Genomic DNA, 22529 nt, shown 5'->3' on the forward strand with positions numbered 1-22529 from the left:
TGACCTGGGGAAACAACGGGCGTCATCTTCCCGCGACCGGCCGGGAGCCGCACCGATTCTACGGCGGAGGGCGCTCCCCCGCAGGTGCGGCGGAGCGCCCTCCAAGCCGTCGCGTCAGTCCTTCTTGTCGGCCTCGACGATGGCGGCGACCTTGGTGACGGCGGAGTCCAGGGAGACCTCCTCGCGGTCGCCGGTGCGGCGGTCGCGGAGCTCCAGGACGCCGTCGGCCAGGCCCTTGCCGACGATGAGGGCGGTGGGGACGCCGAGCAGCTCCGCGTCGGTGAACTTCACGCCCGGGGAGACGCCCTTGCGGTCGTCGACCAGGACCCGGACGCCCTTGGCCTCCAGCTCCTCGGCCAGGCGCAGCGCGACCTCGATCTGCTCGCCCTTGCCGGTGGCGACCACGTGCACGTCGGCGGGGGCCACGGCGCGCGGCCAGACGATGCCCTTGCCGTCGTGGGACTGCTCGACGATGGAGGCGACCACGCGGGACACCCCGATGCCGTAGGAGCCCATGGTGATCCGCTTGGGCTTGCCGTCCGGGCCGAGCGCGTCCACCTCGAAGGCGTCGGCGTACTTGCGGCCCAGCTGGAAGACGTGGCCGATCTCGATGCCGCGCGCGGTGTAGAGGGTGCCCCGCCCGTCCGGCGAGGGGTCGCCGTCCCGCACGTCGGCGACGTCGAGGACGCCGTCCGGGGTGAAGTCGCGGCCGCAGACCAGGTCCACCACGTGGTGGTCGGCCTTGTCCGCGCCGGTGACCCAGGCGGTGCCGGCCACGATGCGCGGGTCGGCGTAGTAGGCGAGCTTGTTGCCCTGCAGCGCGGCCGGGCCGACGTAGCCCTTGACCAGGTAGGGGCGGGCGGCGAAGTCGGCCTCTTCGAGCAGGGCGACCTCGGCCGGCTCCAGGGCGGCCTCCAGCCGCTTCACGTCGACCTCGCGGTCGCCGGGCACGCCGATGCCGATGACCTCCCACTCCTCCTCACCCGGCTGCCTGACCTTGACCAGGACGTTCTTCAGGGTGTCGGCGGCGGTGAAGGTGCGGCCCAGGCCGGCCCCGTTGAGGTGGTCGACCAGGGTCTCGATGGTGGGGGTGTCCGGGGTGTGGTGCACGGCCGCCTCGGGCAGGCCCTCGATCGGCCGCGCGGGCGGCGCGGGGGTCTTGACCGCCTCGACGTTGGCGGCGTAGTCCGATTCGGTGCTGCGGACGAAGGTGTCCTCGCCGTTGGGGGTCTCGGCGAGGAACTCCTCGGAGGCCGAGCCGCCCATCGCGCCGGAGGTGGCCGAGACGATCACGTAGCGCAGGCCGAGCCGGTCGAAGATGCGGACGTAGGCGTCGCGGTGCCGGGCGTAGGAGCACTCCAGGCCCTCGTCGTCGATGTCGAAGGAGTAGGAGTCCTTCATGTGGAACTCGCGGCCGCGCAGCACGCCGGCCCGCGGGCGGGCCTCGTCCCGGAACTTCTCCTGGATCTGGTAGAGGATGACCGGGAAGTCCTTGTAGGAGGAGTACTCGCCCTTGACCAGGAGGGTGAAGACCTCTTCGTGGGTGGGGGCGAGCAGGTAGTCGGCGCCCTTGCGGTCGGTGAGCCGGAACAGGGTGTCGCCGTACTCGGTCCACCGGTTGCTGGCCTCGTAGTACTCGCGGGGCAGCAGCGCGGGCAGCAGCACCTCCTGGCCGCCGATCCGGTTCATCTCCTCGCGGACGACACCGGCGACGTTCTCCAGGACCAGCTTGCCGAGCGGCAGCCAGCTGTAGACGCCGGGGGCGGCGCGGCGCACGTAGCCGCCGCGGACCAGCAGCTTGTGGCTCGGCACCTCTGCGTCCGCTGGGTCCTCGCGCAGGGTGCGCAGGAACAGGGTCGACATCCGCAGCAGCACGGCCACTCCTCGGTTGGTGATGCGTCAGGGCAAGCCTGGTGGTCAGAGGGGTTCCAGGCTAGCGCTCCGCCGTGCCGCCCGCAGCCGGACGGGGGGCGGCCCCGGGGCGGCGGATGCGCTCCCGGAGCCGCCCGCTCCGCGGCCGGGATCAGCCGTCCAGCGCGAAGGCGGTCATCACCGCCGCGTGGTCGGATGTCCACTCGTTGTCGGCGTGGTCGGGGTAGACCTGCGGGTCTCCGGCGACCAGCGTCTCGGAGCCGCTGACCTCCAGGTCCCCGGCGTAGTAGACGAAGTCGATCCGGTCCTGGGGCTCCTCCACCCCGGTGGCGCCGTCCCGCCGGGGGAACAGCGGGGACCAGGTGATGCCGGGCTCGGCCACCGGGTCGGGGTGGGCCTCGCGGAAGGAGTCGGTCAGGCCGGCGTCGGCGGGCACCGTGGAGGCGGGCCAGGGCACGTCGGCGTAGCCGCAGTTCTTCTCCCGGTTGGCCTCGGTCCAGTCCAGGTGGGAGGGGGAGTTGAAGTCGCCGAGCAGCAGCACCGGGACGTCGCCGGCGGCGGCGAGGTCCGCCTCCATCGCGGCGACGGTGTCCTCGATCTGCGGGGTGCGGCCGGACTCGGCCTCGCGCTCCAGGATGCGGTCCACCGGCATGCCCGCGTCGCAGGCGTCGTAGGGGCCGTAGGGGGTGTAGCCGAGGTGGACGTTCCAGAGCGCGACCTCGGAGTCCTCTCCGTCCAGCGCGATCTTGACGCTGCCCGAGGCGTTGACCTCGCCGCGCTCCTCGGTGATCGGGTACTTGCTGATCACGCCGAGGCTGCCGGGGGACTGCCAGTGGTACCAGCCGAGCGCGTCTGCCAGCCGCTCGGCCGCCTCGCCCTGGGTCTCCTGCAGGCCGACGATGTCGGCGCCGCTCTCCGCGAGGTAGCGGAGCTGCTTCTCGTGGTACCCGTTGACCCGGGTGCCGGCGTGCCAGGTGTTGTAGCTCATCACGTCGAGCTCGCCGACCAGCGGCTCCTTCTTCTTGCGGACCGGGACGACGGCGGTGATCCGGTCGGTGGAGCCGTCGTCGCCGACCGCTTCCACCACGATCTCGGCGCCCCGCCCGGGGTTGCCCTTCGGCGTGCCGGTGACGGTGCCGTCCGCGGCCACCTCGGCCCACTTCGGCCCGGAGACCTTGCGGAACTCCGGTTCTCCGCCGCCGGAGGCGAGTCCGCCGACGGAGGCCTGGTAGGCGTCGCCCTTGCGCCCGTTGCGCAGGGTGATCTCGTCGACGGGGAAGGCGACCGGGCGGTCGTCGGTGACGGTGAAGTCGACCGGTTCGGCCAGCCACTCGTAGCCGTCCCGGGCCAGGAGGTAGGCGGTGTAGTCGCCGGCGCGCAGCGCGGCGGTGTCCACCTCGGCCTCCCCTTCCGCCTCGGGCGCGTAGGACCAGGCCAGGGAGGGTTCGGTGTACTCCTCGTCGACCGGCCCCTCGCCCTGGGGGTAGACGCCGATCCAGTTGGTGTCGTGCGGGTCGGGGGTGCTGTACCCGAACTTCGCGGCCCCGCCCTGGGCCACCGGGCCGGCCAGGGCCAGGGTGCCCGCCGGTTCGGCCTGCGCCGGGGCGGCCGCCCCGGCCAGGACGACGGCGGCGGCCGCGGCGGCCGCCAGGGCCCGCCTCCACCTGCCTCGCATTGCTTCCTCCAGTGCCGTTGCTCATCGCGGTGCGCGTCCCGCACACGCTGACGGCGCATGACGATGGCACGGCTCCCGGGGGTGGAACCCCCGGTAACGGTTGGGCGAAGAAGGCGGGCGGGGCGGGCGGGGCCGGGTGTCCGGGCTGCGAGCGGGGCGGGTCCGGGTAAACATCGGCGGCCTGCCCGGCTGCGGCGGGCTCCGGATTCGTTGTCGGTCCGGTACCGCACTGATACGCTACCAAGCGTTCGCTTGGTTGCTCGTCACCGTCGAATACCGGAGGCGCCATGCCGTCCCTACGAGTCAGCCTGGGGTACGAAGTCGAGGTCCGGGGCCGCACCCGCGAGGTCGAGCGGCGCGCCTTCGACAACGTGCTGGCCCAGGCCGAACTGGCCGACGAACTCGGCTACGAGGCCGCCTGGTTCGTGGAGCACCACTTCACCCGGGGCTTCTCGCACTCCTCCGCCCCCGACCTGGTCCTCGCCGCGATCTCCCAGCGCACCCGCCGCCTCCGGCTCGGCCTGGGCGTGGTGCTGCTGCCCTTCCAGCCGCCGATCCGCACGGCGGAGCGGGTGGCCACCCTGGACGTGCTCTCCGGCGGCCGGGTCGAGTTCGGCACCGGCCGCGGCGCCTCCCCGCTGGAGTACCAGGCCTTCCAGCGCCCCTTCGAGCAGTCCCGGCGGATCTGGGAGGAGTCGCTGGAGGCGGTGCTGGAGATCTGGCGGGCCGACGGCGCCCCGGTCACCATCGACAGCCCCTACTTCCAGGTGCCCGGCGTCTCGGTCTACCCCCGCCCGACCCAGGAGCCGCACCCCCCGGTCTGGGTGGCCTCCACCAGCCTGGAGGGGTACCTGGCGGCGGCCCGCCGCGGCCACAACCTGCTCGGCATGACCATGCTCAAGGGGCTGGACGACGTCGCCGAGGACATCGCCGCCTACAAGCGGACCCTGGCCGAGCACGGCTTCGACCCGGACACCCGCCGGGTCGCGCTGATGATCCCCTGGCACGTGGCGCCCACCCGGGACGAGGCGGTGCAGACCGCCTCCGACGCGGTGCTCTGGTACATCCGCCGCCAGGTCAACCTGGTCACCCCGCCGGACTACTACGACGCCCGGCACGCCACCCACAGGGTGCTGGGCCAGCTGGCCGCCGGCATGCCCCCGGAGGAGGCGCTGGAGGTGCTGGGCCGGCACCACATGGTGGTCATCGACGACGTGGCGGGCTCGCGCGCCGCGGTCGAGCGGATCCGCGCGGCGGGCGCCACCGACCTGCTGCTCCAGGCCCAGGTCGGCGGGCTCGCCCATGAGCACGTGTGCAACTCGATCAAGCTCTTCAAGCAGGAGGTGGTCCCCGAATGAGCCGGGTGCCGGAACCGGCGTGGATCCGCGCCGACGCCCCCTTCCCCGCCCCGGCCACCGGGGGCGGGGGGCCGGGGGAGGTACTGCTGGTCTCGCCGGACGCGGAGACCGCCGTCCCGCTGACCGCCGCCGACCGCGCCGCCGCGGTGGAGGTGGGCGCCGCGGTGCTGGCCCGGGCCGGCGTCGGCCCCGGCGACCGGGTGGCCGTCGCCCTCAACGGCGACGGCGAGCAGACCGGCGCGCTGGTGGCGGAGGCGGCGGCCGCCGCGGGCGCCTCGGCCGCCTCGCTGGGGCCGCGCGGGCGGATGCGGCTGCACCGGGCGCTGGAGTCGCTGGCCGCCACGGTGCTGGTGGCCACCCCAACCGGTGTGCTGGACCTGCTGGCCCGGATGCACGCGGAGTTCCTGGTCGACCCGCTCGACCTGGGGCTGCGCCGGATCCTGCTGGCCGGGGAGATCACCGGGGAGCACGTCCGCCGGCAGCTGGCCGCGGAGTTCGACGCCGAGGTCGCCGACCTGTTCGTCGACCCGCTGCTCCAGGTGCCGGTGGCCTGCCGGGACGGCGCCGGCGGCGGGCTGCACCAGCCGCGGCCGGGCCTGGTGGAGGCGGCCCCGCCGGCCGAGGACGAGCTGCTGCGGGCCCCCTATCCGGCGGGCACCGCCGAGCTGGTCACCCGGCCGCTGTGGCATTCGGCGCTGGCAGGGGCCGCGGTGCGCACCGGCTTCGCCGCCGCGGTGGCCGAGGGCGCCGACCTGGTCCCGGTCCCCGGGCACACCGTGGGCGACAGGGTGCTGGTCCGGGGGCGTTGGCTCTCGCTGCCCCGGCTGGAGCGGGCGCTGGCGCCGATCGACGGCATCGGCTCCTGGGAGCTGAGGGTGTCGCGCCCGGGCACCTTGGACACCGCCGCCCTGCACGTCTCCTTCACCCGGGAGTCCCTGGTGGGCAACCCGATGTGGACCAAGCGGATCGAGCAGGCCCTGCTCGCCGCCGCCCCGGTCCACATCGGCGTGGTCACCGGCCCCGCCGACCCGGACCTGCCGCCCGGCCCCGCGTCCGGCTCGCTCGCCGACGAACGCGGCCACCACCTGGGCCGCGACCGCGGCGCCCTGTGAGCACCCTCCCGACAGCACGGTGACGCGGCCCCGCCCCGGCCTCCCGCTCGCGGAAGGAGGGGCCGCCCGGGTTCCGCCGGTGGCCGTCCGGCCCGGCCGGGGCCGGCACCGCTCCCCGGACCGCTCGGCTCCGGCGGGCCCTCCGCGCCGGGCCTCCGCCGCGTTCCCGGCGACCGGCCGGCGCGTCCTCCCTGTCCTCCCTGTCCTCCCTGCCTCCCCTCCCCTGGCGCCTCTTCTTCCGCCTCCTCCTCGGTTCCCCCCTTCCGTGCGGGTTCGGCCCGCAGAGAGGATCCGCGATGCAGCAGAGCAGCCCCCGCCCCTCCGCCGGTGCCGAGCCCGGGTTCGCGCCCCTGCCGCCCGGGTGGACGTCCATCCCCCGCATGCTCCGGGACCGGGCCCGGTCCCGGCCCGAGGCGGTACTGCTCGCCTCCGGCTCCGAGCGGACCACCGCGGCCGGCCTCGCCGAGCGGGCGCGGCGGACCGCACGCGCGCTGATCGCCGCCGGGGTGCGGCCCGGCGACCGGGTCGCCCTGCTCGGCCCGAACACCCCGCAGTGGGCGGCCGCCGCCTTCGGGGTGTGGGACGCCGGGGCGGTCCTCGTCCCGCTCTCCACCCGGTTCAAGGGCCTGGAGGCCGCCGACCTGCTGCGCCGCACCGGGGCCCGGCTGCTGCTCTGCACCGAGCACTTCCTGGACACCTCGTTCGTGCGGCTGATCGAAGAGGCCGAGGGGCCGCCGGCGGGCGGGCGCCCGTTCGCCGGGCTGCCCGCCCTCGACCGGGCGGTGCTGCTCGACGCCGGGCCGGGCGACCCCGCGGCGGAGCGCGCCGGGACCTGCGCCTTCGAGGCGTTCCTGGCCGAGGGCGAGCGGGTCCCCGCCGGTACGGCCGAGGAGCGCGCGCTGGCGGTGGGCCCGGGCGACCTGGCCGAGATCCTGGCGACCTCCGGGACGACCGGCGCGCCCAAGGGCGTGATGATCCCGCACGGCCAGCTGCTCCGCGGCTACTGGGACTGGGCCGAGGTGGTGACGCTGGGCGAAGGCGACCGCTACCCGGTGATCGCGCCGTTCTCGCACGGGTTCGGGGTCAACGCGGGGCTGCTGGCGGGGGTGATGCGGGCGGCGGTGCTGCTGCCGGTTCCGGTGTTCGACCCCGGTGCGCTGCTGGACCTGATCACCGAGGAGGGGGTCGGCGTCCTCGCCGGGCCGCCCACCATGTTCCAGGGGATCCTGGAGGGCCTGGCGGCGTCCGGCCGGACCGCGCCCTCGCTGCGGGTCGGCATCTGCGGGGCGGCCTCGGTCCCTCCGGAGCTGGTCCGCCGCCTCCTCGACGAGCGGGTGGTCCGCCGGATGATCAACGCCTACGGGCTGATCGAGGGCACCGTGGTCTCGATGACCAGGGCGGGCGACCCGGTGGAGACCATCGCCGGGAGCACCGGCCGCGCCATGCCCGGGGTCTCCGTCGAGATCGCCGGGGAGGACGGGGCGCCGCTGCCGCCCGGCGAGCGCGGCGAGATCCTGGTCGGCGGGCACGGCGTGATGCTCGGCTACTGGGGCGACCCGGAGCGCACCGCCGAGGCCCTCGACGGCCGCGGCCGGCTGCGCACCGGCGACATCGGCGTCCTCGACCAGGAGGGGAACCTGTCGGTGGTGGACCGCAAGAAGGACATGTTCATCGTCGGCGGCTTCAACGCCTACCCCGCCGAGATCGAGTCCCTGCTGCTGCGGCACCCCGCGGTCGCGCGGGCCGCGGTGGTCCCGGTGCCCGACCCTCGCCTGGGCGAGGTCGGCTGCGCGTTCGTCGTCCCCGCCCCCGGATCCGGCGCCTCCTCCGCCGAGATCACCGCCTGGGCCGAGCGGAACATGTCCAACTACAAGGTGCCCCGCCGGGTGGTGCTGGCCGACTCGCTGCCCGCCAACGCCAACGGCAAGATCGACAAGGTGCGCCTGCGCCGCCTGGCCGAGGAGAGCCCGGCGGGGTGAGGCCGCGCCCGCGCCCCTCCTCCGATGGTCTTGGCGCTGCGGGCCCGTCAGAGCGCTCTGACGGGCCCGCAGCGCCAAGACCATCGCCCGGGGGTTCCCGGCGGCGTTGCAGGGCGCGCCGTCAGCGCCGCGGGGCCGCCGGGCGCCAGTCGACCAGGGTCAGTCCGGGCCCGGCGTCGGTGAACACCGCTTCGACGGGCAGGCCCGCGGCGAGCACCTCGGGGCCGGCGCCGGCCAGGCGGCCCCAGCAGTGCAGGCCCGGGCCGTCGTCCAGGGCGACGCGGAGCACCGTGTAGGGCACCTCGGCCGCGAAGGCGGGGTGGAACGGCTGGTGGGTGACGGTCCAGGAGGCGACCCGCCCGGTTCCGGCGGAGTCCTGCCACTCCCAGGACCGCGAGCGGCAGGCCGGGCAGTACTCCCGCGCGGGGAAGCGGAGCAGCGCGCAGCCGGTGCAGCGCTGCACCGCGAGCCGGTGCCCGCGCACCAGTTCCCACCAGGCGGCGGAGTCCCGGTCCGCGCCGGGCCGGGGCCGTTCCGGTTCGGTCATGGTCTCCTCGCCCTTCTGCCGGAGGTCGGCCCCGCCCGCCTGCGGGACCGGGGGAGTCCGGGGCGCCGGGCGCGGCCGCCGCGGCTCCGCCGCCGGCGGGGCGCCGGGCATCGGCCGTCCGCCCCGCCCTGCTCCGGGCCGGGGCGCCGGGTGCGCGGGCTCCGTTCACCGGGCCGCCGTCAGCAGCAGCGCCGAGGTTCCGGCCAGCACGTACCCCGGTTGCGCGGTGGAGAGCGCGACCTCGGCACCGGGGACCTGGCGCGGGCCCGCATCCCCGCGCAGCTGCTGGACCGCCTCGGCCGCGTGGTTGATGCCGTGCACGTACCCCTCGGAGAGGAAGCCGCCGTGCGTGTTGACCGGGAGCTCCCCGCCGATCCGCAGCGCGCCGGAGGCCGCGTACGGGCCGCCCTCGCCCTTGGCGCAGAACCCGTAGTCCTCCAGCTGCACCAGGACGGTCCAGGTGAAGCAGTCGTAGAGCTCGGCGACGTCGACGTCGGCCGGGCCGAGGCCGGCCATCGCGTACAGCCGCGGCGCCAGCCGGGCGGCGGCCGAGGTGGTGGTGTCCGCGCCGATCCCGCCGGCCCCGGCCCCGGAGTAGGAGGAGTGCCCTCCGCCCCAGGCCGCGGCGGTGATGTTCACCGGGGGCCGGCGCAGGTCCCGGGCGCGTTCGGCGGAGGTCAGCACCAGGGCGCAGGCGCCGTCGGTCTCCAGGCAGCAGTCCAGCAGCCGGAACGGCTCGGCGATCCACCGGGAGGCCAGGTAGTCCTCCATGGTGATCGGGGCCCGCTTGAGCGCGCGCGGGTTGCCGGCCGCCTTCTCCCGCTGGCCGACGGCGACCGCGCCGAGGTGCTCGTGGGCGGTGCCGTAGGCCAGCATGTGCGCGCGGGCGAGCAGCGCGTAGTGCTGCGCGGGCGCGAGCAGCCCGTAGGGCGCCTGGTACTGCAGGTCGAAGGCGCCCGCCGGGGGCCGGCCCTGGCCGCCCATCCGGAACTCCGAGCGGGCGTTGATCGCGCGGTAGCAGACGACGGTCTCGGCGACGCCGGCGGCGATGGCCATGGCGGCCTGGCCGAGCACGGCGTGCGAGACGCTGCCGCCGCCGAACTGGTCCAGGTACCAGCCCTGGTCCTCGATGCCGAGGGCGGGCGCCACCACCCACGGCGGGCTGGAGTCGCCGACCCGGTGGGTGGCGATCCCGTCGACGTCCTCGGGGCCCAGTCCGGCGTCGTCCAGCGCCGCGAGGATCGCCTCGCAGGCCAGCGTGGTGGTGCTGACCCCGGAGTCCTTGCCGAACGGGGTGTATCCGACGCCGGCCACGGCCGCCGCGTCCCGCAGGGGTGCGCCCACCGCCTCGGCCTCCTTCCCGCGCCCGGCGCCGCGCCCGTCCCGCTCGGCGCGGGCGCGGCGCCGGGGTGCCGATCGACTCGCCCCGACCCAATACCAAGCAACTGCTTGGTGTCAAGGGGCCGCCCCCGTGACGGGGCGCGGAAAAGCGGGTACAGTGATGAACCAAGCAAGCGCTTGGGTCAAGCGGCCGCCGCCGCTCCGGACGAACTCGGCCCCGCACAGGAAGGGCGACGCCCATGTCTGCCGGCAACCCCGGATGCGCGAACCGCACCGTCGTCGAGACCCCGCCCCCCGAGGCCGCCCCGCAGCACCGCGCCAACGGCTCCGCCGCGCCCCGCGGCCCCGCCCCCGCCCGCCCCCCGGTCGACGGGCGCCGGTTCCGCGACGCTCTGGGCCGCTTCCCCACCGGCGTCGTCGCCATCACCGGCCGCGACCCGGAGTCCGGCCGCCCCGCGGGCCTGGCCGCCAACTCCTTCACCTCGGTCTCGCTGGACCCGCCGCTGGTCGGCTTCTGCGTCGCCCACACCAGCACCAGCTGGCCCGCGCTCCGCCGGGCGGGCCGCCTCGCCGTCAGCATCCTCGGCGCCGACCAGGAGGAGGCCTGCCGCCGGCTGGCCTCGAAGGGCGGCGACAAGTTCGCCGGCCTCGGCCACTTCCCCTCCCCCTCCGGGGCCCCGGTCCTGGACGGCGCGCCGGCCTGGCTCGAATGCTCCGTCGAGGCCGAGCACCCCGCCGGCGACCACCTGATCGTCGTCGCCCGCGTGCACCACCTGGACACCGACGGGGCCGCCGGCGGCGGCCCGCTCGTCTTCTACCGGGGCGGATACGGCGACCTGCCCTGGGGGTGACGCCCGCGCACCACGCCGGCCGCGCCCTCGCCGGACCGGGAGCGCCGGACCGGGCGGCGCCCCGCCCCCTTCTCTCCGCCGCCCGGGCGGAGGGATCGGCCCCGGAAGCGGACACCGGCGGCGCCGCGCCTTCCCCCCCCCGCCCTTCTCTGCGCCGCCCGGCCGGTTCCCGGTCCGACCAGGGCCGCGCCGGCCGTACCTTTGGGTTGCGGACCGGGGAGGCGCCCCGGCCGGACGGATCATCGCGGGAGAGGGCGGGAGGCGGCGGGTTCCCCGACGCCCGCGGCGCCCCTCCCGCCGAGGGTGCAGGGGGCGGGCATGGGAGCCGAGACGGCCGCGGGCGGGCCGCGGACGGAGCTGCTGCGGGACGCCGACCGGGCGGACTCCTGGCTGCTGGTGGTGGACGGGACGCCGCAGTCCCACGTCGACCTGGCGGACCCGACGCACCTGGACTTCGAGTACGTGCGCCGGCTCGGGCACGTCGCCGACCTCGCGGCGCCGGCCGGGCGGCCGATCGAGGCGTTCCACCTCGGCGCGGGCGCGCTGACCCTGGCCCGCTACATCGCGGCGACCCGGCCGGGGTCGCGGCAGCGGGCCGTGGACATCGACGCCGACCTGGTCGAGCTGGTCCGCCGGGAGCTCCCGCTGGACCGGCGGGCCGGGATCCGGGTCGGCATCGGCGACGCCCGGGCCTGGCTGGCCGAGCGCCGGGACGGCACCGCGGACCTGGTCGTGTGCGACGTGTTCGCCGGTGCGCGCACCCCGGCCGCGCTGACCACCGCCGAGTTCCACGCCGACGCGGCGCGCGTGCTCCGCCCCGGCGGCGTGTTCGCGGTCAACGTCGCCGACGGCGGGCGCCTGGCGCACACCAGGGCGCAGCTGGCCACCGCCGCCACCGCGTTCGCGCACACCGCGCTGATCGCCGAGCCCTCGGTGCTGCGCGGGCGCCGGTTCGGCAACCTCGTCCTGGCCGCCTCGGACCGCCCGCTGCCCGTCGACGAGCTGGGCCGCCGCGCCCACCGCGACCCGGACATGGCCCGGCTGGTCTGCGGACCGGACCTGGAGCGGTTCACCGCGGGCACCGCACCGGTCCGCGACGGCGCCGCCGCGGACTCCCCCGCCCCGCCCGAGGGCGCCTTCACCCGCTGAGCGCCCCCTCCCCGATGATCTTGACGTTGCGGGGGCATCAGAGCGCTCTGATGCCCCCGCAACGTCAAGATCATCGCCCGGGGTCGCCCTGTCATCCGACGGGTCCGCGCGGTAGCCTGGCCCGGACACGTCCCGCCCGGTCGGGCGGGCGGCGGACGCATGAGCGCGAGGAAGCGATGGAGCACGAGTCACGGCTTTTCGTGACGCCCCCTCCGGTCGGCTGACCGGGGCGCCGGGTCCTCCCCCGCGGTGAACCGCGGCGGGTTCCTCAGCCGATCGCGGACGCCCCTCGACGATCCCCTGTTCCGTCGACGGAGGAGTCCTCTTCGTGTCGTCTTCCCTTCCCGCGGCGCAGGCCGCGGTTCCCTCCCGCGCGCCGTCCCAGCGCGGGTTCGCACTGCTGCTGCTCGCCGGGGTGCTCTGGGGCACCGGCGGGCCCGCCGGGCACCTGCTGCAGGCCCAGGGGGTCGCCCCGATGGCCGCGGCGACCTACCGGCTGCTCCTGGCCGGCCTGCTCATCTCCGCCTTCCTGGCGGCCACCGGGGAGCTGAGGCGGATCCCGCGGTCCCGGCCGCTGCTCCGGCGGCTGGCGGTCAACGGCGCCCTGCACGCGGTGTTCCAGATGCTCTACTTCGGCTCGCTCGCGCTGATCCCGGTGGGCCTGGCCACGCTGGTCAAGATCGGCAGCGTGCCGGTCTTCGTCGCGGTGGGCGTGTGCGCGCTGTCCCGCAGCCGGCCCGGCGCCCGACTGGCCGTGCCGGTGCTGCTGGCCGTGGCGGGCCTGGCGCTGCTCGCCGGGTTCCCCGGGGCCGGCGGCTCCCCCGCCCGGCTGGCCGGCGGCCTGGCCTGCGCGCTCGGCGCCGGGCTTGCCTTCTCCGCGATGACCCTGGTCAACCGGAGGCCGGTGGAGGGCCTGCCGCCGCTGGCCAACGCCGGCCTGGGCATGCTCATCGGCGCGGTGCTGCTGCTCCCCGCCGGGGCCGCGACCGGCCTCGCGGTGCCGGTGCGGGCCGACACCCTGGCCCTGCTCGCGTTCCTCGGCACGGTGCCCACCGTGCTGGCCTACCTGGCCTACTTCGCCGGGCTGCGGACCGCCTCCGACACCGGGGCGGCCGTCGGCACACTGGCCGAGCCGCTGACCGCGGCGCTGCTGTCGGTGGCCTTCCTCGGCGAGGCGATGACGCCGCTGGGCATGGCCGGGGCGGTGCTGCTGCTCGCCTCGATGGGGGCCGAACCGCTCGCCCGCGCGGTCGGTGAGCGCCGCCGGCGCCGGCCCGGGCCCCGGTAGCCCGGGGCGGCGGCCCGAACCCCCGCGGCCCGGGGTTCCGGGGGCGGGAGGCCCGTGCGCGGCCGGCCGCCCCTCCGGCGGCCGGGGAGAGCCGGGCGCCCGCGCCGGGGCGTACTCCGCCGGGAGTACGCCCCCGGCTCCGGGAACCTCCCCCTGGGGGACGCCCCGACCGGGGTGGGGGCGCGTAACGTCGAACCGCGATGATCCGCCTGCCTCCCCGTCCGTCCCGGACCGACGTCCTGATCGCCGCCGTGATCGCGGCGGCCGTCGCCCTGCCCACGGTCGCCCTGGACCTGTGGCACGCCCCGGCGTTCGAGCGGTCCCTGAGCGACCTCGGCCTCCTCGGCTACATCCTGATCCTGCTCGGCACCGTGCCGCTGGTCTGGGTGCGCACCGCCCCGGTGCCGACCGGCCTGATCGTGGTCCCCTCCGCCACGGTGTACTACCCGCTCGGCTTCCCCGACGGGCCGCTGATGCTCTGCGCCGCGCTCGCGCTGTTCGTCCCGGTCGCGCAGGGCATGCGCTGGCAGGGCTGGACGCTGGGGATCGCGCAGTGGCTCACCGTCTACGCCTGGGAGTTCACCGACGAGGGCGCGTTCCGCATCGGCCAGGCGTTCGGCGTGCTCGCCTGGGTGCTGGTCGTGCTGATCTCCGCCGAGCTGGTGCGCTGGCGCCGCGACTACCTCTCCGTGCAGGAGCAGCGGCGGGCCGACGCCGCGCGCAGCCGGGAGGAGGAGATCCTGCGCCGCGCCGCCGACGAGCGGCTCCGGCTGGCCCGCGAGGTGCACGACACCGTGGCGCACAGCATCTCGCTGATCAACGTGCAGGCGGGCACCGCGCTCTACCTGATCGAATCCGAGCCGGAGCGCGCCGCCGAGGCGCTCGCCACCATCAAGCGGACCAGCAAGTCGGCCCTGCAGGAGCTGCGCGCCACGCTGGACGTGCTGCGGGCGGTCGACGAGAAGGCGCCGCGCAGCCCCGCCCCCGCGCTGGACGGCCTGGCGGCCCTGGCCGAGGAGACCCGCACCTCCGGGCTGGAGGTGACGGTGGAGGCCTCCGGGGAGCGGCGGCTGCCGCCCAACGTCGAGGCGACCGGCTACCGGATCGTCCAGGAGGCGCTGACCAACGCGGTCCGGCACAGCGGGGCGGCGCACGCCCGGGTCGGCCTGGTCTTCGGCGAGCGGTGGCTGGAGATCTCGGTGACCGACGACGGCCGCGGCGCGCCGGACGGGGTCCGCCCGGGGAACGGGATCACCGGGATGCGAGAGCGCGCCGCGCTGCTGGGCGGGGACTTCTCCGCCGGGCCGCGGCCGGGCGGCCGGGGCTTCGAGGTCCGGGCGCGGCTGCCGCACTTCCCGGCCGACGGCGGTTCCCCCCGCCCCGACGGCGCCGGGCGCGACGGTGCCGGATGATGGACGGGTCCGGGTGAGGAGCACTCGACCGCAGCGAAGGGGCCGGGATTGATCAGAGTACTGCTGGCGGACGACCAGTCGCTGGTCCGGGCGGGGTTCCGGGCCCTGCTGAACAGCGCTCCCGACATCGAGGTGGTGGCCGAGGCCGCCGACGGCGCCGAAGCGGTCCGGCTGACCGCCTCGGCCCGGCCGGACGTGGTGCTGATGGACATCCGGATGCCCGGCACCGACGGGCTCGCCGCCAGCGGGCGGATCCTCGCCGAGTCCGGCCCGGACGGCCCCCGGATCATCATCCTCACCACCTTCGACCTGGACGAGTACATCTTCGAGGCGCTGCGCATGGGCGCCAGCGGGTTCCTGGTCAAGGACACCGAGCCGGAGGACCTGCTGCAGGCGGTCCGGGTGGTCGCCGAGGGGGACGCGCTGCTCTCGCCCGGCGTCACCCGCCGGCTGATCTCCGACTACGCCCGCCGCGCGCCGCGCGCCGCCGCGCCGACCGCCTCCCTGGACGGGCTGACCGAGCGGGAGCGCGAGGTGCTCGCGCTGGTCGGCGCGGGGCTGTCCAACGACGAGATCGCCGCGCGGCTGGTGGTCAGCCCCGCCACGGCCAAGACCCACGTCAGCCGGATCATGGTGAAGCTGCGCATGCGCGACCGCGCCCAGCTGGTGGTCCTCGCCTACGAGTCGTCGCTGGTGACCCCCGGCTGGCTGGACTGACCCCGGGGCGGGCCGGGGCCGGCCGGCTCCCCCGGCCGGCCGAACCGGCCTGCGGGGACGCGCCTCCGCCCCCGGCCGGGCGTTCGGGGGTTGCCCCGGGATCCGGCCGCCCGCCCCCGGGGAAGGGTCGGGGTTTCCCCCTACCCCCGGGGGCGTAGCCGGGGAGGGGGCCGCACCCCCGGCGCGGTAGGGGGATTGCCTTCCCCGGGGCGATGCCCGGAGGGCGGGCCGGGCGGGAGCATCGGAGCGTTCCGTTCCCCTACCGGCGAAGGCTCAGGGCGATGCTCGACGACCCGCTTGTCCTCGCGCGGCTCCAGTTCGCGCTCACAGCGGCGACGCACTACATGTTCGTCGCCTTCACCCTCGGCCTCGCGCCGTACATCCTGGTCACGCAGTTCATCGCGGTGCTGCGCCGGGACGCCGCGCGGATGCGCGCGGTGCGCTTCTGGGGCGGCCTCTACCTGGTCAACTACGCGATGGGCATCCTGTCCGGGCTGGTCATGGAGCTCCAGCTGGGGCTGAACTGGAGCGGGCTGAACGAGATGTTCGGCTACGTCTTCGGCGCCCCGCTCGCGGTGGAGACGATGGCCGCGTTCTTCGTCGAGTCGACCTTCCTCGGCCTGTGGATCTTCGGCTGGGACCGGATGGGCCGCTGGGCGCACTGGGCGTGCTTCCTGGTGGTGACGGGCACCGCCTACCTCTCCGCCTACTGGGTCCTGGTCGCCAACGGCGTCCTCAAGTGGCCCGACGGGTTCCGGATCGAGGGCGGCGAGGCCGTGCTGGAGGACCCGATGGCGCTGGTCGCCAACCCGTCGGCGGTGATGGCGTTCTGGCACGTGGCGAGCACCGCCCTGCTGGTCGGCGGCGCGGTGGTGGCCGCGGTCAGCGCCTACCACCTGGCCCGGCGCAACGACCCGGACCGGATGTTCCACCGCGGGGTCCGCGCCGGCACGGTGATGCTGATCCTCGGCGTGATGCCCACGGTGATCACCGGCGGCACCCAGTTCTCCCTGTTCGGCAAGGAGCCGCCGACGGCCGGGCTCACCTACACCGCCGACGAGATCGAGGCGATCGAGAAGGCCTCAGACTCCTCCGTCGCCACCGCGTTCGGGGCGGCCGGCGACATGGTGATGATGAGCGCGTGGGCGATGATCTCCCTCGCCGCCGGGCTGCTGGCGCTGGTGTGGCTGCTGCGCGGCCTGAGCAAGTGGCGCTGGTTCCTGCACCCGGTGGTGTTCCTGCCGCTGCTCCCCTACGCCGCGAGCATCGGCGGGTGGGTCTTCCGGGAGACCAACCGCCAGCCCTGGGTGGTGCGGGGCCACCTGACCACCGCCGACGCGATGACCGACCTGAGCCCGGCGATGGCGCTCGCCTCCTTCTCCTTCTTCACCGTCGCCTTCGCCGTGCTCGGCGGGGCCACCCTCTGGCTGCTCGCCCGGTTCGCCCGGCGCGGCCCCGAGGGCGGGCCACTGGCGCCGGCCCCCGCCGAGGAGGCGGAGCCCGCCCCCGTCCGGACCTTCTGACCACCAGCCCGACGACCGCAGGAGAACCAGCATGGATACCGTCCCCGTCCTCTTCCTCACCGGCCTGGTCGTGGGCTACTTCGTGCTCGCCGGGTGCGACATCGGCCTGGGCATGCTCATGCCCTACCTGGCCCGCACCCCGACCGAGCGGCGGCGCCTGGTGTCGGCCGCCGCCCCCTACTTCCTCGGCACCGAGGTGTGGCTGGTGGGCGCGGTCGGCGTCGTGGCCGGCCTCTTCCCGGAGCTGAAGAGCGCGCTCTTCGGCGGCCTGTGGCCGGTGTTCAGCGTGCTGCTCGCGGCGTGGCTGCTGCGCGACGCCGGACTGTGGTTCCGGGCCCGCATCGACACCGACTCCTGGCGGAGGGCGTGCGACGCGCTGATCGTCGGCGGCAGCTGGGTGCTCGCGCTGAGCTGGGGCGCGGTGCTGGCCGGGCTGATCGCCGGCGGGGCGGCGCCGAGCGTGTTCACCGTCGCCTGCACGCTGGCCGTGGCCGCGCTCTTCCTGCTGCGCGGTGCCGCGTTCGGCGCGGAGCGCCTGGTGCCGGCGGAGGCCGGGGAGGCGGCGAGCGCCGACGACGCCGGGCGGCTCACCCGGGTGCTGGCCCGCGTCGCGCTGGGCGCGGCCGCGGTGACCGCGGTGGCGGCGGTGCTGCCCGGCGCCGCCGCGATCGAGCGGCCGCTGGCGCTGGCCGCCGCCGCGCTGGTGCCGGCCGCGGCGCTGGCGGCGACGGCCGGGCTGTCCGGTCCGCGGCTGTCCCGGCACACGTCGGCGGTGGCGATCGGCTCGGCCCCGCTGCTGGCGGCCGCCGCCCAGGCGCTGCCGCTGGACGGCCCGCCGGCGGGCGTCCTGGCCCTGGCCGGGATCGCGATCGTCCCGCTGGTCCCGCTGATGGCGGTGGGGCAGGTGGGGCTCTACCGGATGCTGCGCCGGCCCGCCGCCGACACCGGTTTCTTCGCCTCGCCGCCGGCCCCGGCGCTCCCGCCGCGCCGGAGGGCCGTGCCGGATCCGGCCATCCGGGGTTGACCGCGGCGCCGCCCGGGCACCTGCCCCGAGTGGACGGGCGGCCCGGGCGGCCGCCCCCGTGCGGCCATCCCGAGGCGCGGGCCGCCCCATGCCCCCGGGGCGGCCCGCGCGGATCCGGTGGAAGCGGGGCCCCAGGGCGTTTCCCACCCCCCTCCGAACACTCAGTGTGACATTATTTACACAGTGAGTATGGACCGGGGGAAGGGGTCCGATGTCGATCTCCGATCTGTTCGCCTCGGCGGACGACCAGCTCGATGTGCACGAACGGCTCCGCCTCTACGTCGAGGGGGTGCGCGAGCGGGCCGACCGGGCGGCGCCCTGGGGGCCGGACACCGTCGGCGTCCCCCGGCAGAACTGCGACAGCGGCCTGCTGCGCATCAACGACGTGGCGTTCTACGCCAACGCGCGGCACGAGATCTCGGCCTTCGCCGACCTCTGCCTCAACCTGCTCTCGCTGCACCGGCCGCGCGACGGCGGCGGGATCAGCAGCGGCCCCGGGCCCGCGGTGCAGCGCTGCCAGTGCTGCATGCTCCGCTGGCCCTGCCCGACCGTCCGCGAGATGAGCGCCCTGCTGGGGTGAGCGCATCCAGGTGGCCCTGCCCGACCGTCCGCGGGATGAGCGCCCTGCTGGGGTGAGCGCATCCAGGCGAGCAAGCGATTGGACAGCGTCCGCATAATGGGAGCGTGAACACCCGCAGCAGCGCCACCGGCGCCTCACCCTCCGACCAGGACTCCGACCAGGGCGGCGGCGCGCGCACGCCGTCCCGCGCCCCGCGCAGGCGGGGCCGCCAGTCCTCCGCGCTCGCCTCCGAGCGCCGGGTCGACCTGGTCCGGCTCGCCGCCGACCTCTTCGCGCAGAAGGGCTTCCAGGCCACCACCGTCCGCGAGATCGCCGACGAGGCCGGGATCCTCTCCGGGAGCCTCTACCACCACTTCGACTCCAAGGAGTCGATCGTGGACGAGGTGCTCTCCTCCTACCTCGACGAGCTGCTGGGCGACTACCGCGCCGCGCTGGAGCAGGGCGGCGAGCCCCGGGAGCTGCTCGGCCGGCTGATCAGCGCCGCGTACCGCTCGCTCAAGCCGCACCGCGCCGCGATCACCGTGCTGCAGAACGACTGGAACTACCTGCGCCAGTTCTCCCGGTTCGGCTACCTGGAGGAGGCCGAGCAGGAGATCCAGCGGATCTGGATGGACGTGATCCGGGACGGCCAGGCCAAGGGCGCCTTCCGCCCGGACATCGACCCCAAGCTCACCTACCGGATGATCCGCGACACCATCTGGGTGGCGGTCCGGTGGTACCGGCCGGACGGCCCGCTCGGCACCGACGACCTGGCCGAGCACTTCATGACGGTGCTCTTCGACGGGATCAGCTTCGGCGAGCGCTCCTTCGAGTCCTGACCCGCGGCCCCTCCCCCGCGCCGCCGTCCCGACCGGCGCCGGGGCGGCGACGGCGCGGAGCCGGCGCGCCCGGCGTACACGCCCGGCGAGGTCGGTGAACGGCGGCGGCCGGCGCGTTAGCCTGGCCGCGCGGGCCGCCCCGGCGCCCGCGGCCGACACCCGACCCCGGACGTCCCGGAGGGCGCCTCCCATGGCACAGCGCACCCGCACCGGCGGGCCCGTCCCCGCGCAGCGCACCCGCGGCGGGCCCGCCCGGGAACCGCGGCCCGGGCCGCCGGACGGCACCGACTTCCGGGCCACCGCCACCGCCCGCAAACGCAGCTGGTACGGGGCGAAGAAGCACGTCAAGAGGTTCCTCGGCAGCCCGCTGCCGAACCTGGCGATGCGCGGCGCGGTCCGCTTCGCCGCGCCGGGGCTGCGCGCCACCGGCCGGCTCCCCGCGCCGTCCTCGGTCCGCGAGGTCACCGGATACGCGGGCGGCGCCTCCTTCACCATGCTCGCCCCGGCGCGCTGCGTGATCGCCAAGGAGCTGTACTGGGGGCGGGGCCGCCGCCCCGGCCCCGCCGACGACCTCGCAGTGCAGGCGTTCGCCGCGCTGGCCCGCCGGGCGCCGGCGGTGTTCGACATCGGCGCCTACACCGGGCTGTTCACCCTGGTCGGGACCGCGGTCAACGCCGAGCTGCGGGCGCACGCCTTCGAGATGGTCCCGGAGGTCTACCGCGGGCTGTTCGACAACGCGGTGCGCAACCGGGTGCTGCACCGCACCACGCTGCACCACGTGGGGGTCGGCGCGCCGGACGGCCTGGTCGCGATGCCCGCCGAGTCCGGCGACTCGGCGCTGCCCTGCTTCTACTCCAGCGAGATGGACTTCGCCGACGGCGTCCCGGTGCGCACCGTGGCGCTGGACGCGTTCACCGGCGAGGCGGGCGGCGCCGGCGGCGGGCGCCCGCTGCTCAAGGTGGACGTCGAGGGCACCGAGGCCGAGGTGTTCGCGCACGGGCAGGACTTCCTCCGGGAGCACCGCCCGGACGTGCTGTGCGAGGTGCTGCCCGACGCCGACACCGACCGGCTGACCGGGCTGCTGGCGCCGTTCGGCTATCGCTTCCACCTGGTCGGGGAGCGGGCGCTGGCCCCCGCGGGGCCGCTCCGGGCGCACGACCGGTTCCGCGACTGGTTCTTCACCGCCCGCACTGCCGGCGACCTGCGCGCCCTGGGGGTCCCGGTGGCCTGACCGGGCCGACCTGTGCAGCCGGTCCCGGCCGTTCCGCGGCGCGGTGATCGCGGCGCCGAGCGGCCGGCCGGGCGGCCCCCGGGACTCGTCGCCCGGGCCGCCGTCCGCCGGCCGGAAGGGCCGGCGCGGCACCGGCGGGGCCCCGGCCGGGTTCTCATGGGGCTCGCCCCCGGCCCGGCGGATACAGGCGGGCACCCTCGGGCCGCGCCCGGCCGGTACCGCCGGGGCGTCCTCCTCCCGGTCAGGCGGCGACGAGGAGGGCGGCGGCGCCGTAGGCGCCGCCGAAGCCGGTGCACAGCGCCGTCGACGCGCCGGGCACCTGGTTCACCCCGTCGCCGCGGAGCTGGCGGACGGCCTCGGCGGTGTTGTTCAGCCCGTGCACGTACCCCTCGGAGAGCAGGCCGCCGTGCGGGTTGACCGGGACGCCGCCGGCCGCCGCCGCGCCCGCCGCCGAGATCCCGCCGGAGCGCAGCACCCGGGCCATCTCCTCCGGGGCGACCAGGCCGAAGTCGGCGAGCTGGCGCGGCACCAGGAACGAGTAGGCGTCGTAGAGCAGGGCGACGTCGACGTCGGCGGGGCGCATCCCGGCGGCCGCGTACAGCTCCGGGGCCAGGCCGGCGGAGAACACCCCGGCCGGGTCGGGGGTGCGGTCCGGGCGGGAGTGCTCCGGCCGGCCGCCGCGCACCACGGCGCGGATCCGCGGCGCCCCGGCGGCGAGGCCCCGCCGGGAGCCGGTGACGACCAGCGCGCACGCGCCGTCGGTCTCCTGGCAGCAGTCGGCCCGGCGCAGCGGGTCGGAGACCATCGGCTCGGCGAGGTAGCCGGCCCGGTCCAGCGGGGTGCGGCGCAGCGCGCGCGGGTTGGCGGCGGCGTGCGCCCGGGACGCCTCGACCACGGCGGCCAGGTCGCGGGAGTCCAGCCCGGCCTCGTGCAGGTAGCGCCGGGCGACCATGGCGAAGGCGTTGACCGGGCCCAGGACCCCGTAGGGGACGGTGAACTGCTGCTCGACGCCGGCGCCGAGGCGCAGCCCGGCGCGGTTCATCCGCTTCCCGGAGCGGCCGTTGAGCGCCCGGTAGACCAGGACCGTCTCGGCCTGGCCGGTGGCCACCAGCATGGCGGCGTCGCCGAGGATCGAGGCGCTCTGCGTGCCGCCGCCGCGGATCTCGTTGTGCCAGCCCAGCCGGTGCATGCCGAGTTCGCGGGCGAGATCGGTGACCGGCACCGAGTCGTCCAGGTGGTAGCTGAGCACCGCGTCGACGCCGTCCGGGCCGATCCCGGCGTCCGCGAGCGCGGCGCGGGCGGCCTCGGCGGCCAGTGAGAGCTCGGTGCGGCCCGAGGCGCGGCTGAGCGGGGTCGCTCCGACGCCGGCCACGGCCGCACGCTCGGCGATTCCGGTACCGGGCACGGCGCCTCCCGCGCAGAGACGCCGCCCGCCGGGGACGGGGCGCGATCCATCCCCGGCGGGCGACGCGTTCTTCCGCCTGCCGCCCGGTGGCCGCCCGCCGGGTCCGCGCCCGGTCCGGGCGCCCGCACCGGGCCCGGCTCTGCCCCAGAAGGTAATACTGTAACTCGTTCTAGCGCAACCCTCGGGACCGATCCGGTACCTTCCGGGCCGCTTTCCGCTCCCCCGGGAACAGGGCGCCGAGGGGCACGAGAGCGGGGCGGGCGCCGACCGGCGCCCGCCCCGGAGACGGTGAACGAGAACGCGATCTAATCGGACTCCGGGTCGGACTCCGGGAGGACGAACTGCACCGCCGACCGCGCGGCCAGCAGCGGCTTGATCAGCCCCAGCACGGCCCGGTGGTCCGGGTGGTCCCGGTAGGCGGCGAAGCCGTCCGCGTCGTCGACGTCGGCCACCACGGCGAAGTCGGAGTTGCCCTCGGAGATGCCCAGGTCCGGGCCGAAGCTGTAGCCGCGCAGCGCCGGGATGAGCCCCGGAAGCCGGGAGAGCGCCCCCTCGATCTCGGCGACCCGCTCCGGCGTCGCCTCGGAGTTCCAGCTGAACAGCGCGATGTGCCTGATTGCCATGTGCCCGAACCTAGCGGCCCGCCC

The 22529-nt window shown here is 76.1% G+C and carries 19 protein-coding genes; 13 read left to right on the forward strand and 6 right to left on the reverse strand.

The features are described from left to right. Window positions 1-114: 114 nt before the first annotated feature. Together D459_RS0107895 and D459_RS0107900 are read right to left on the reverse strand one after the other, a co-directional pair. Window positions 115-1875, reverse strand: a complete 1761-nt coding sequence (locus D459_RS0107895; protein WP_020380090.1) for a proline--tRNA ligase — start codon at window positions 1873-1875, stop codon at window positions 115-117. A gap of 148 nt (window positions 1876-2023) precedes the next feature. Beyond that, a complete protein-coding gene (locus D459_RS0107900; protein WP_017592454.1) occupies window positions 2024-3547 on the reverse strand; it encodes an endonuclease/exonuclease/phosphatase family protein in 1524 nt (507 codons plus the stop codon). Window positions 3548-3834: 287 nt separating this feature from the next. Here D459_RS0107900 and D459_RS0107905 point away from each other — a divergent pair, with 287 nt between their 5' ends. The 3 genes from D459_RS0107905 (at window position 3835) to D459_RS0107915 (ending at window position 7996) form a co-directional block, all read left to right on the forward strand. Further along, complete coding sequence (locus D459_RS0107905; RefSeq protein ID WP_017592455.1) at window positions 3835-4905, forward strand: LLM class flavin-dependent oxidoreductase; 1071 nt, start codon at window positions 3835-3837, stop codon at window positions 4903-4905. Continuing rightward, the gene (locus D459_RS0107910; protein ID WP_017592456.1) at window positions 4902-6017 is read left to right on the forward strand and encodes a phenylacetate--CoA ligase family protein; all 1116 of its coding nucleotides are present in this window, start codon (window positions 4902-4904) and stop codon (window positions 6015-6017) included. The genes D459_RS0107905 and D459_RS0107910 overlap by 4 nt, the downstream gene beginning before the upstream one ends. A gap of 296 nt (window positions 6018-6313) precedes the next feature. Further along, window positions 6314-7996 carry an AMP-binding protein gene (locus D459_RS0107915; RefSeq protein ID WP_017592457.1) on the forward strand — a complete coding sequence of 561 codons (1683 nt, stop codon included), beginning with the start codon at window positions 6314-6316 and terminating at the stop codon, window positions 7994-7996. A 121-nt stretch (window positions 7997-8117) separates the two neighbouring features. On the opposite strand, the gene D459_RS31055 is transcribed toward D459_RS0107915, so the two are convergent. After that, window positions 8118-8543, reverse strand: coding sequence for a Zn-ribbon domain-containing OB-fold protein (locus D459_RS31055; RefSeq protein ID WP_040709535.1), 426 nt, complete (start codon window positions 8541-8543; stop codon window positions 8118-8120). Between the two features lie 165 nt (window positions 8544-8708). Beyond that, window positions 8709-9887 (reverse strand): thiolase C-terminal domain-containing protein, encoded by a 1179-nt coding sequence (locus tag D459_RS0107925; protein WP_017592459.1) that lies wholly within the window; start codon window positions 9885-9887, stop codon window positions 8709-8711. A 236-nt stretch (window positions 9888-10123) separates the two neighbouring features. On the opposite strand from D459_RS0107925, the gene D459_RS0107930 reads away from it, so the two are divergent. From D459_RS0107930 to D459_RS0107975, 10 genes are all read left to right on the forward strand, one after another. Further along, a complete protein-coding gene (locus D459_RS0107930) occupies window positions 10124-10735 on the forward strand; it encodes a flavin reductase family protein (protein WP_017592460.1) in 612 nt (203 codons plus the stop codon). A 318-nt stretch (window positions 10736-11053) separates the two neighbouring features. Beyond that, a complete protein-coding gene (locus tag D459_RS0107935; RefSeq protein WP_017592461.1) occupies window positions 11054-11884 on the forward strand; it encodes a spermidine synthase in 831 nt (276 codons plus the stop codon). Between the two features lie 328 nt (window positions 11885-12212). Further along, on the forward strand, window positions 12213-13172 hold the full coding sequence (locus D459_RS0107940) for a DMT family transporter (RefSeq protein WP_017592462.1): 960 nt from the start codon (window positions 12213-12215) through the stop codon (window positions 13170-13172). A 200-nt stretch (window positions 13173-13372) separates the two neighbouring features. Then, window positions 13373-14584, forward strand: a complete 1212-nt coding sequence (locus D459_RS31060; RefSeq protein ID WP_017592463.1) for a sensor histidine kinase — start codon at window positions 13373-13375, stop codon at window positions 14582-14584. 48 nt (window positions 14585-14632) lie between these two features. Next, window positions 14633-15301, forward strand: a complete 669-nt coding sequence (locus D459_RS0107950; RefSeq protein WP_017592464.1) for a response regulator — start codon at window positions 14633-14635, stop codon at window positions 15299-15301. A gap of 281 nt (window positions 15302-15582) precedes the next feature. Continuing rightward, window positions 15583-16824: a cytochrome ubiquinol oxidase subunit I gene (locus tag D459_RS0107955; RefSeq protein ID WP_017592465.1), complete on the forward strand. Its 1242-nt coding sequence runs from the start codon at window positions 15583-15585 to the stop codon at window positions 16822-16824. Window positions 16825-16855: 31 nt separating this feature from the next. Beyond that, the gene (locus D459_RS31065) at window positions 16856-17848 is read left to right on the forward strand and encodes a cytochrome d ubiquinol oxidase subunit II (protein ID WP_017592466.1); all 993 of its coding nucleotides are present in this window, start codon (window positions 16856-16858) and stop codon (window positions 17846-17848) included. A gap of 211 nt (window positions 17849-18059) precedes the next feature. After that, on the forward strand, window positions 18060-18428 hold the full coding sequence (locus D459_RS0107965) for a hypothetical protein (RefSeq protein WP_017592467.1): 369 nt from the start codon (window positions 18060-18062) through the stop codon (window positions 18426-18428). Between the two features lie 104 nt (window positions 18429-18532). Further along, window positions 18533-19246, forward strand: coding sequence for a TetR/AcrR family transcriptional regulator (locus D459_RS0107970; RefSeq protein ID WP_017592468.1), 714 nt, complete (start codon window positions 18533-18535; stop codon window positions 19244-19246). Window positions 19247-19436: 190 nt separating this feature from the next. Then, on the forward strand, window positions 19437-20477 hold the full coding sequence (locus D459_RS0107975) for an FkbM family methyltransferase (RefSeq protein WP_017592469.1): 1041 nt from the start codon (window positions 19437-19439) through the stop codon (window positions 20475-20477). Between the two features lie 241 nt (window positions 20478-20718). On the opposite strand, the gene D459_RS0107980 is transcribed toward D459_RS0107975, so the two are convergent. Next, a complete protein-coding gene (locus tag D459_RS0107980) occupies window positions 20719-21882 on the reverse strand; it encodes a thiolase C-terminal domain-containing protein (RefSeq protein ID WP_017592470.1) in 1164 nt (387 codons plus the stop codon). Between the two features lie 305 nt (window positions 21883-22187). Continuing rightward, the gene (locus D459_RS0107985) at window positions 22188-22505 is read right to left on the reverse strand and encodes a Dabb family protein (RefSeq protein ID WP_017592471.1); all 318 of its coding nucleotides are present in this window, start codon (window positions 22503-22505) and stop codon (window positions 22188-22190) included. Window positions 22506-22529 lie beyond the last annotated feature (24 nt).

The organism is Nocardiopsis potens DSM 45234, assembly GCF_000341105.1.
Taxonomy (GTDB): Bacteria; Actinomycetota; Actinomycetes; order Streptosporangiales; family Streptosporangiaceae; genus Nocardiopsis_A; species Nocardiopsis_A potens.

Excerpts from the sequence above, each read along its gene's own strand:
- D459_RS31060 (WP_017592463.1), top strand. The coding sequence starts at position 13,373 with ATGATCCGCCTGCCTCCCCGTCCGTCCCGGACCGACGTCCTGATCGCC.
- D459_RS0107985 (WP_017592471.1), bottom strand. The coding sequence starts at position 22,505 with ATGGCAATCAGGCACATCGCGCTGTTCAGCTGGAACTCCGAGGCGACG.
- D459_RS0107935 (WP_017592461.1), top strand. The coding sequence starts at position 11,054 with ATGGGAGCCGAGACGGCCGCGGGCGGGCCGCGGACGGAGCTGCTGCGG.
- D459_RS0107910 (WP_017592456.1), top strand. The coding sequence starts at position 4,902 with ATGAGCCGGGTGCCGGAACCGGCGTGGATCCGCGCCGACGCCCCCTTC.
- D459_RS31055 (WP_040709535.1), bottom strand. The coding sequence starts at position 8,543 with ATGACCGAACCGGAACGGCCCCGGCCCGGCGCGGACCGGGACTCCGCC.
- D459_RS0107915 (WP_017592457.1), top strand. The coding sequence starts at position 6,314 with ATGCAGCAGAGCAGCCCCCGCCCCTCCGCCGGTGCCGAGCCCGGGTTC.
- D459_RS0107965 (WP_017592467.1), top strand. The coding sequence starts at position 18,060 with ATGTCGATCTCCGATCTGTTCGCCTCGGCGGACGACCAGCTCGATGTG.
- D459_RS0107900 (WP_017592454.1), bottom strand. The coding sequence starts at position 3,547 with ATGCGAGGCAGGTGGAGGCGGGCCCTGGCGGCCGCCGCGGCCGCCGCC.
- D459_RS31065 (WP_017592466.1), top strand. The coding sequence starts at position 16,856 with ATGGATACCGTCCCCGTCCTCTTCCTCACCGGCCTGGTCGTGGGCTAC.
- D459_RS0107955 (WP_017592465.1), top strand. The coding sequence starts at position 15,583 with ATGCTCGACGACCCGCTTGTCCTCGCGCGGCTCCAGTTCGCGCTCACA.
- D459_RS0107905 (WP_017592455.1), top strand. The coding sequence starts at position 3,835 with ATGCCGTCCCTACGAGTCAGCCTGGGGTACGAAGTCGAGGTCCGGGGC.
- D459_RS0107930 (WP_017592460.1), top strand. The coding sequence starts at position 10,124 with ATGTCTGCCGGCAACCCCGGATGCGCGAACCGCACCGTCGTCGAGACC.
- D459_RS0107975 (WP_017592469.1), top strand. The coding sequence starts at position 19,437 with ATGGCACAGCGCACCCGCACCGGCGGGCCCGTCCCCGCGCAGCGCACC.